We start from the raw sequence: 9219 nt of genomic DNA, 5'->3' as shown, positions 1-9219 counted from the left end.
CGAACGTTCGCCGCGAGCCAGCGTTACGTGGCCGCTGTGGGCCCAGCCCTTGAAGCGGTCGACTGCAAACGTCAGGCCCGAGCTGCCTTCGGTCAGGTAGGGCGTGTCGATCTGCGCCAGGTTGCCCAGGCAGACGATCTTGGTGCCGGGGCCGGCGCGCGTGATCAGCGTCTTCATCTGCTTGGGCGTCAGATTCTGTGCCTCGTCGATGATGACGAACTTGTTCAGGAACGTGCGCCCGCGCATGAAGTTCAGGCTCTTGATCTTGATCTTGCTGCGCACCAGGTCCTGAGTGGCGGCGCGGCCCCATTCGCCGGCAGAGGAGCCACCCTTGGCCAGCACCTCGAGGTTGTCGTCCAGCGCGCCCATCCAGGGCCCCATCTTTTCTTCCTCGGTGCCGGGCAGGAAGCCGATGTCTTCACCCACGGGGACGGTCACGCGGGTGACGATAATCTCGCTGTAGCGGCGGTCATCGAACACCTGGGCCAGCGCGGCGGCCAGCGTCATCAGCGTCTTGCCGGTGCCGGCGGTGCCGGTCAGCGTGATGAAGTCGCACTCCGGGTCCATCAGCAGGTTCAGCGCAAAGTTCTGCTCGCGGTTGCGCGACGTCACACCCCAGACGGCGTGCTTCTGGTGCCCGTAGTCCTTCAGCGTGCGCAGCACGGCTGACTTGCCGGTGATCTCGGTGACCTTGGCATACAACGGCGTCTCGCCGGGGGCTTCGAGGTAGACCAGCTCGTTGATGAGCAGCGTGGGCACCAGCGGCCCGCTGATGCGGTAGTAGGTCGTGCCGCCCTGCTGCCAGCTCTCCATGGTCTTGCCATGGCGATCCCAGAAGTCGTTCGGCAGGGCCTGGACGCCGGTGTAGAGCAGGTCGGAGTCTTCCAGCGTCTTGTCGTTGCGGTAGTCCTCCGCCGGCAGGCCCAGGGCGCGGGCCTTGATGCGCATGTTGATGTCCTTGGACACCAGCACCACCTCGCGCTCCGGATGCAGGTTCTTCAGGGCCTGCACCACGCCGAGGATCTGGTTGTCCGCCTTGCCCTGGGGCAATCCGGCCGGCAGCGGCGCGTCGATCAACTCGGTCTGGAAGAAGAGCTTGCCCTCGGCCTCGCGGTGGCCGGTGCCCGCCAGCGACAGGCCCTTGGACATTTCCTCGATGCCGCTGGTCTTCAGGCTGGCGGCGAGCTGGTCGAGCTCGCGGCTGACCTGGCGCACATTGCGCGCTACCTCGGTCATGCCCTTCTTGTGCCCGTCCAGCTCCTCGAGCGTGATCATGGGCAGGAAGACGTCGTGTTCCTCGAAGCGGAACAGCGACATCGGGTCGTGCATCAGCACATTCGTGTCCAGCACGAAGAGCTTGGCGGCCTCGGCGGGCTTGCGTGTGCGTTTGGGCGCCACGGCCCTGGCCGGCGCCTTGCTCGCCGATTTGGTCGGCAGCGCCGTTTTGGCGGCCGGGCTGGAGGCGGGGGTGGGCAGGCGCAGTACCTCGGCTGTCGGGGCCGCGACCGGCGCCGCAGGTGCGACGGCCGGCGCGCTGACGTGCGCGATGGTGGGCGATGTCGCCCGGGGTTTGCTAGGGGTCAGATTGGCCGAGTAAGCAGTGGCATCGAGGCGGCTGGCGCGTTGTGCAGGAGGCTTGGGCAGTGGCATGTACGGCTGATTGACGGCAGGTGAACCCCTCGCAATCCCGGCTCCAGAAAGCAAAAAGCCGCACAGGATGAGTGCGGCTTTGAAGTCTGAGGCGAGGTTGCGGCCCGGGGCATGCGCCGATTATGCACATCCTGCGGGCACCCGCGATGTCGGAGAACAACGCCTATTTAGGCGGCTTCCTTCTTCAGGCCCTTGACGGCCTTCAGCACTTCGTCGACGTGGCCGGCGACCTTGATGCCGCGCCATTCGCCCACCAGGATGCCGTTCGGGGCGATCAGGAAGGTGGAGCGCTCAATGCCCTTGACCTTCTTGCCGTACATGATCTTGTTCTTGACCACGCCGAACATGTGGCAGAGCTTCTCTTCGGTGTCGGCGATCAGCTCGAACGGCAGCTCCAGGGCCTGCTTGAACTTGTCATGCGAGACCATGTTGTCGCGCGAGACGCCGAACACGATGGCGCCGGCTTTTACGAAGTCCTTGTGGCGATCACGGAATTGCATCGCCTCGGTGGTACAACCGGGCGTGTTGTCTTTCGGGTAGAAATACAGCACGACCGACTTGCCCAGAAAGGCGTTGGCGGTGAACTTCACGCCGCCGGTGGCTTGAGCGTCAATTTCCGGCAGGGGTTTGTTGATCGCAGGCGTCATTGGGGGGTGCGGCAAGTTGGGCTCGCGGGGTCTCCGGGTCGTGACTGCTGCATGTGCAGCAATTCACGCGGGCGCCCGCATGCAATAGCCAGCAATTATAGGGCCTTGTCCTACCGCAGGGTCGGGCAGCTTATCCCTCGATCAGCAGCGCGGCCAGCACATTGCGGCCTTCGCTGGCCAAAACGTTGTAAGTGCGGCAGGCCGCCGCGAGGTCCATGACCTCGAAACCGATGCGTGCTTCGACCAGCCCTCGCCATAAGGCCGGGTTGGGAAACCGCAGCTTTGCGCCGCTGCCGAAGACGACCAGTTCAGGATTCAAAGCCTTGATTGCTTCGAAATGCGCGGGCTGAAGTTCCTCGAAGCGCGAAGGCGCCCAGGTCACCACGTTGCCCTTCCAGGGGACGAGAACACTGGCGGTGTGTGGCCGGCCGTTGACCCAGACGCCACTGGCGTCGTGGCGCGAAATGCTGTTGCCGCCTTGCGGCTCGTCGAGCTGAAACTTCATCGAAAACGGAGGGCAGAGAGCGCGGGGCGCGAGTGTCGCCCAGAACGGCATTCCCCATGCCCGGCCCTTAAACTTGGCGGCTCACCCCCTGCACTGCAGCAACTGCTTTTCGGAGCCCCTTTTGAAGCCCATCGCCAAGTCCAGCAAGCTCGCCAGCGTCAGCTACGACATCCGCGGCCCCGTGCTGGACAAGGCGCGCCAGATGGAGGAAGAGGGCCACAAAATCATCAAGCTGAACATTGGCAACACGGCGGTGTTCGGCCTGACGCCGCCGGACGAGATCGTGCAGGACATGATCCGCAACCTAGCCGATGTCGGTGGCTACACCGACAGCAAGGGCCTGTTCGCGCCGCGTAAGGCGGTGGTGCACTACACGCAGCAAAAGGGCGTCAAGGGCGTCACGGTGGATGACGTCTATCTGGGCAACGGCGCGTCGGAGCTGATCCAGATGTCGATCAACGCGCTGCTCAACGACGGCGACGAGATCCTCATCCCGGCGCCCGACTTCCCTCTCTACACAGCCGTCGTTGGCCTGTCCGGCGGCCGCCCTGTCCATTACCTGTGCGACGAAGGCGCCGGCTGGCTGCCCGACCTGGCCGACATCGAGTCCAAGATCAGCCCGTGCACGCGCGGCATCATGGTCTGCAACCCGAACAACCCGACCGGGGCGCTCTACCCAACCGACCTGCTGCTCGGCATCATCGAGCTGGCGCGCCGCCATCAGCTCGTCATCTTCGCCGACGAGATCTACGACAAGACGCTGTACGACGGCGTGACGCACACCAGCATGGCGTCGCTGGCGGATGACGTGCTGTTCATCACCTTCAACGGCCTGTCCAAGAACTACCGCGCCTGCGGCTACCGCGCCGGCTGGATGGTCGTCAGCGGCGAGAAGCGCCATGCCCGCGACTACATCGAGGGCCTGAACATGCTGGCCTCGCTGCGGCTATGTTCCAACACACCGGGTCAATTGGCGATCCAGACGGCCCTGGGCGGTTATCAAAGCATCGATGACCTCGTCGCGCCCACCGGCCGGCTGTGCCGCCAGCGCGACCTGGCCTACGAGCTGCTGACGCAGATTCCCGGCGTCAGCGTCGTCAAGCCCAAAGCCGCGCTCTACATGTTCCCGCGGCTGGACCCGAAGATGTACCCGGTCGCCGACGACCAGCAATTCGCCTACGAGCTGCTGGCCGAGGAGAAGGTGCTCATCGTCCAGGGCACCGGCTTCAACTGGCCCGAGCACGATCACTTTCGCCTCGTCTTCCTGCCCAATGTGGACGATCTGCGCGAGGCCGTTGGCCGGATTGATCGTTTCCTGGCGGGCTATCGCCGCCGCAGTTTTTCCTGATTACCCGCTGTCCCTGAGAGCCGTGCAATGAAAGCGATTCAAGTGGGCCTCATCGGCCTCGGCACCGTCGGTGCCGGCACCTTCAACGTCCTGCAGCGCAACCAGGCCGAGATTCGCGGCCGCGCTGGGCGCGGCATCGAGATCGCGATGGTGGCCGCCCGCAACGCCGAGCGTGCCAAGGCCTATCAGGCGGTCGTCGGCGATGGCGTGCCCTGCGTCGGCGACGCGCAGCTACTCGTCAACAACCCGGCCATCGACATCGTCGTCGAGCTGATCGGCGGCATCGAGCCGGCGCGCACGCTGGTGCTGCAGGCGATTGCCAACGGCAAGCACGTCGTCACGGCCAACAAGGCGCTGCTGGCGCTGCACGGCACGGAAATCTTCGAAGCCGCGCGCGAGAAAGGCGTCGTCGTCGCGTTTGAAGCGGCCGTGGCCGGTGGCATCCCCATCATCAAGGCGCTGCGCGAAGGCCTGACGGCCAACCGCATCGAGTGGATCGCCGGCATCATCAACGGCACGACCAACTTCATCCTGTCGGAGATGCGCGGCAAGGGCCTGGACTTCGCCACCGTGCTGAAGGAAGCCCAGCGCCTGGGCTACGCCGAGAGCGACCCGACCTTCGACATCGAAGGCGTGGACGCGGCCCACAAACTGACCATCATGAGCGCCATCGCTTTCGGCGTGCCGGTGCAGTTCGACAAGGCCCATGTCGAGGGCATCAGCAGCCTGCAGGCGACGGACATCAAGTACGCCGAGCAACTCGGCTACCGCATCAAGCTGCTGGGCATCACGCGCCGCCGTGACAACGGAATTGAATTGCGCGTGCATCCGACGCTGATCCCGTCGACCCGCCTCATCGCCAACGTCGAAGGCGCGATGAACGCCGTTGTCGTGCAGGCCGATGCCGTCGGCACGACGCTGTACTACGGCAAGGGCGCCGGCGCCGAGCCGACCGCCTCGGCCGTCGTCGCCGACCTGGTGGACGTGACCCGCCTGGCCACTGCCGACCCGGATCACCGCGTGCCCCACCTGGCCTTCCAGCCCGACGCGATGAGCGACACGCCCATCCTGCCGATGGCCGACGTGCACACTGCGTTCTACCTGCGCCTCGTCGTGGCGGACCAGGCCGGCGTGCTGTCGCGCATCACCACCATCCTGGCCGAGCACGACATCTCCATCGACGCCGTGCTGCAGCGCGAGTCCGCTGACGGCGAGCGCCAGACCGACCTCATCATCCTGACGCACGACACCGCCGAGGGCCGCATGGACGAAGCGCTGGCCAAGATGCAGGGCCTGCCGACCGTGCTCGCGCCCATCGTGCGCATCCGCAAGGAAGAGCTGGCCTGACATGAAGTACATCAGCACCCGCGGCGACGCCACTGAGCGCGGCTTCTCCGACATCCTCCTCGAAGGCCTAGCCCCCGACGGCGGGCTCTACCTGCCCAAAACCTACCCGCGCGTCGACGCGGCAACGCTGACCCGCTGGCGCGGCCTGGCTTATGCCGACCTGGCCTTCGAGATCCTGTCGCTCTACATCGACGACATCCCGGCCGACGACCTGCGCGCGATCACGCGCAAGGTCTACACGGCCGAGGTCTTCGGCACCGAGCAGATCACGCCGCTGACTTGGCTGGGCGACGGCATCGCGCTGCAAGGTCTGTCCAACGGCCCGACGCTGGCCTTCAAGGACATGGCCATGCAGCTGCTGGGCGCGCTGTTCGAGTACGAACTCGGCCGCCGTGGCGAGACGCTGAACATCCTGGGCGCCACCTCCGGCGACACCGGCAGCGCGGCCGAGTACGCGATGCGTGGCAAGCAGGGTGTCAACGTCTTCATGCTCAGCCCCAACGGCCGCATGAGCCCCTTCCAGCAGGCGCAGATGTTCAGCCTGCAGGACGCCAACATCCACAACATCGCCATCGAAGGCGTGTTCGACGACGCGCAGGACATCGTCAAGGCCGTGTCCAACGACCTTGCCTTCAAGCGCGAACACCGCATCGGCACGGTCAACTCCATCAACTGGGCGCGGCTGCTGGCCCAGGTCGTCTACTACTTCGCCGGCTACTTCCAGGCGACCAAGACGAACGCCGAGAAGGTCAGCTTCACGGTGCCGTCAGGCAATTTCGGCAACGTCTGCGCCGGGCATGTGGCGCGCCAGATGGGCCTGCCGATCGCCAAGCTGGTCGTGGCGACCAACGAGAACGACGTGCTCGACGAGTTCTTCCGTACCGGCAATTACCGCCCGCGCAGCACGGCCGACACGCACGAGACGTCGAGCCCGTCGATGGACATCTCCAAGGCGAGCAACTTCGAGCGCTTCGTGTTCGACCTGCTCGGCCGCGACGGTGCGCGCGTGAAGGCGCACTTCAGCGCGCCGCACTTCGAGCTGGCGGCCGGCGAGCATGCCGACATTGCCGGTTTCGGCTTCAGCTCGGGTCGCAGCACGCATGCCGACCGCATCGCCACCATCCGCCGCTGCCACGCCGAGCACGGCATCGTCATCGACCCGCACACGGCGGACGGCTTGAAGGTGGCGCTGGAGCAGCGCGACCCGGCCGTGACGATGCTGGTGCTTGAGACTGCTCTGCCGGCCAAGTTCGCCGCCACCATCCACGAGGCCCTGGGCATCGAGCCGCCACGGCCCGCCGGGCTGGAGGGCATCGAGGAAAGACCGAAGCGCGTGAAACTCATGCCGGCCGATGTGGACCAGGTGAAGGCCTACATCCGCGCGCATGTCTGAGCCCAGGAAACCGCTGATCGCGCTGGACGACGCGCTCACGTCGCTGCTGGCGCAGATCGCGCCGCTGGCCGGCACCGAGACGCTCGCCGCCGCTGATGCGCGTGGCCGTGTTCTGGCCAATGATCTCGTCTCGCCGGTGGACGTGCCGCCGGCAGACAACTCGGCCATGGACGGTTACGCGCTGCGGGCTGCCGATGCGGCCTCGCTGCTGCCGGTGACGCAACGGATTCCTGCCGGCAGCGTGCCTTCGCCATTGCCCGCCGGCCAAGCCGCCCGCATCTTCACCGGCGCGCAGGTACCGCCGGGTGCCGACACCGTCGTCATGCAGGAGCACACCGAACTGGTGGACGGCCAGTTGCGCATCACCCAGCCCATCGCTGCCGGGGCCAACGTGCGGCTGCGCGGTGAGGACGTGCGCACCGGCTCCGTCGTGCTGCCCGCTGGCACGCGGCTGGATGCCGTGTCGCTGGGCCTCGCAGCCACGGCCGGCGCCGCGCAGCTCACGGTGACTCGCCGCCCGCGCGTGGCCGTGTTCTCGACCGGCGACGAGCTCGTCATGCCCGGCGAGCCGCTGCCGCCGGGTGCCATCTACAACTCCAACCGCTTCACGCTGCGGGCCCTGCTGGACGGCCTGGGCTGCGAGGTGGTCGACCTGGGCATCGTGCCCGACAAGCTCGATGCGACGCGCGCCGCGCTGCGCGAAGCGGCCTCGCGCGCCGACGTCATCCTGACCTCGGGCGGCGTGTCGGTCGGCGAGGAAGACCACCTGCGCCCCGCCGTGCAAGCCGAAGGCCAGCTGGACTTGTGGGCCATCGCCATCAAGCCCGGCAAGCCGTTCGCGTATGGCCGGGTTGGCAATGCCCACTTCATCGGCCTGCCTGGCAACCCGGTGTCCAGCCTCGTGACCTTCCTCGTCCTCGTGCGGCCCGCGCTGCTCAAGCTGCAGGGCGCCTCACGCCTCACGCCACGCGGCTACCGGCTGGTGGCCGGCTTCGACTGGCCCAAGCCCGACAAGCGCCGTGAGTTCCTGCGCGTGCGGCTCGACGAGGAGGGCGGCCTGGCGCTGTTCACCAACCAGAGCAGCGGCGTGCTGACCTCGGCCTTCTGGGCCGACGGGTTGATCGACAACCCTGCCGGCCAAGCGATCAAGGCGGGCGACGCCGTGCGCTTCCTGCCATTCGCGGAGCTGCTGTCGTGATCACGGTCAGGTTGCGTTTCTTCGCGTCGCTGCGGGAGAAGCTGGGTGAAGGTGAGGCGTTGGTTTTGCCAGATGCCAGCACCGTCGCCGCAGTGCGCGAGACCTTGCGCTCGCGTGGCGGCGCCCATGCCGAGGCGCTGGCGCCGGGTCGCGCGGTGCGGTCGGCACTGAACCACAAGATGTGCGCCGAGTCCGCGACGCTGTCGCAGGGCGACGAGCTGGCCTTCTTCCCTCCCGTCACCGGCGGCTGAGCCTTGCAAGGCCTGCACCTGACGGCCGACCTGCGCGGCGTCGACCCGGCGCTGCCGCTGCTGCGTGACGCCGAGGCCCTGTTCAGCCTGTGCCGAGACGTGGTCGTGGCGTCGGGCCTCAGCGGCGTGGCCGAGCTCTTCCATCGCTTCGGCGCCGCCGACGAGCAGTGCGGCATCACCGGCGTCGTGCTGCTGGCGGAGTCGCATCTCGCCGTGCACACCTGGCCGGAACTGGGCGCGGTGACGTTGGACGTCTATGTCTGCAACTACGGCGGCGACAACAGCGCCAAGGCCAGGCGCTTGATGGCGCAACTGGTGGCCGCGTTTGGCGTTGCCGAGGCGGTCATGGGTGAAATCATTCGGGGTCAGGTGGGCTGAAGAGGCTGGAAGCTTGACGGCGTTTTGACGCGCCGTTCTGAACACTTTCAAGCGCTGAGGGCGGCCTTCGGCCGGTGCCGGCACGAGCATTGCCCCTCGTCAGGGGTGGCCTAGACTTTGCCGACGCCGAACCAGAACGACAAAGGAGCACAAACATGTACGACATTGCCGGCTATCTGGGTCTCGACCGTTGGCCGCCCCAGCCGGACCTGCTGTTCTGGCTCGCCCTGACGATGGTGGCCGGGGCCCTGCTGGGTGGCGCGGTGTTCCGCGTGCTGGGCCTGCCGCGCATCGTCGGCTACAGCGCCGCCGGCATGGCGGTGGCCGCACTGGGCCGCGGCCTCGGCGACGGCCAGTTGCACGGCACCGACCGGCTGATCGTCGACCTCGCCATGGCCTTGCTGCTGTTCGAGCTGGGCAGCCGCGTCAGCCTGCGCTGGTTGCGCGTCAACCCGGCATTGCTGCTGACCAGTGCGGCCGAGTCCTTGCTGACATTCGGCGC

9 protein-coding genes and 1 pseudogene are annotated in these 9219 nt (G+C 66.7%); 7 read left to right on the top strand and 3 right to left on the bottom strand.

Annotation, left to right across the window (positions count from 1 at the left end; all coding sequences use genetic code 11):
- From ABIS05_RS05770 to ABIS05_RS05760, 3 genes are all read right to left on the bottom strand, one after another.
- Positions 1 to 1650: PhoH family protein (locus ABIS05_RS05770; protein ID WP_348013691.1), on the bottom strand; the 1650-nt coding region annotated here is incomplete at its 3' end.
- A 167-nt stretch (positions 1651 to 1817) separates the two neighbouring features.
- Positions 1818 to 2297 (bottom strand): peroxiredoxin, encoded by a 480-nt coding sequence (locus ABIS05_RS05765; RefSeq protein WP_348013690.1) that lies wholly within the window; start codon positions 2295 to 2297, stop codon positions 1818 to 1820.
- Positions 2298 to 2427: 130 nt separating this feature from the next.
- Positions 2428 to 2802 carry an Mth938-like domain-containing protein gene (locus ABIS05_RS05760; RefSeq protein ID WP_348063222.1) on the bottom strand — a complete coding sequence of 125 codons (375 nt, stop codon included), beginning with the start codon at positions 2800 to 2802 and terminating at the stop codon, positions 2428 to 2430.
- A gap of 121 nt (positions 2803 to 2923) precedes the next feature.
- Here ABIS05_RS05760 and ABIS05_RS05755 point away from each other — a divergent pair, with 121 nt between their 5' ends.
- The 7 genes and pseudogenes from ABIS05_RS05755 to ABIS05_RS05725 form a co-directional block, all read left to right on the top strand.
- Positions 2924 to 4150: a pyridoxal phosphate-dependent aminotransferase gene (locus ABIS05_RS05755; RefSeq protein WP_348013688.1), complete on the top strand. Its 1227-nt coding sequence runs from the start codon at positions 2924 to 2926 to the stop codon at positions 4148 to 4150.
- Between the two features lie 27 nt (positions 4151 to 4177).
- On the top strand, positions 4178 to 5497 hold the full coding sequence (locus ABIS05_RS05750) for a homoserine dehydrogenase (RefSeq protein WP_348013687.1): 1320 nt from the start codon (positions 4178 to 4180) through the stop codon (positions 5495 to 5497).
- Between the two features lies 1 nt (position 5498).
- A complete protein-coding gene (gene thrC / locus ABIS05_RS05745; protein ID WP_348013686.1) occupies positions 5499 to 6890 on the top strand; it encodes a threonine synthase in 1392 nt (463 codons plus the stop codon).
- Positions 6883 to 8088 carry a gephyrin-like molybdotransferase Glp gene (gene glp / locus ABIS05_RS05740; protein WP_348013685.1) on the top strand — a complete coding sequence of 402 codons (1206 nt, stop codon included), beginning with the start codon at positions 6883 to 6885 and terminating at the stop codon, positions 8086 to 8088. Before thrC ends, glp begins: the two co-directional genes overlap by 8 nt.
- Positions 8085 to 8339, top strand: coding sequence for a MoaD/ThiS family protein (locus tag ABIS05_RS05735; protein ID WP_407074898.1), 255 nt, complete (start codon positions 8085 to 8087; stop codon positions 8337 to 8339). Before glp ends, ABIS05_RS05735 begins: the two co-directional genes overlap by 4 nt.
- 3 nt (positions 8340 to 8342) lie before the next feature.
- The gene (locus ABIS05_RS05730) at positions 8343 to 8717 is read left to right on the top strand and encodes an S-adenosylmethionine decarboxylase (RefSeq protein WP_348013684.1); all 375 of its coding nucleotides are present in this window, start codon (positions 8343 to 8345) and stop codon (positions 8715 to 8717) included.
- Between the two features lie 155 nt (positions 8718 to 8872).
- Positions 8873 to 9219, top strand: a pseudogene (locus ABIS05_RS05725) (cation:proton antiporter); the annotation flags it as partial.

Source organism: Roseateles sp. (genome assembly GCF_039929605.1).
Lineage (GTDB): Bacteria > Pseudomonadota > Gammaproteobacteria > Burkholderiales > Burkholderiaceae_C > Pelomonas.
Note: the sequence above shows the minus strand (reverse complement) of the source record. Positions and strands in the feature narration are given on the sequence as shown.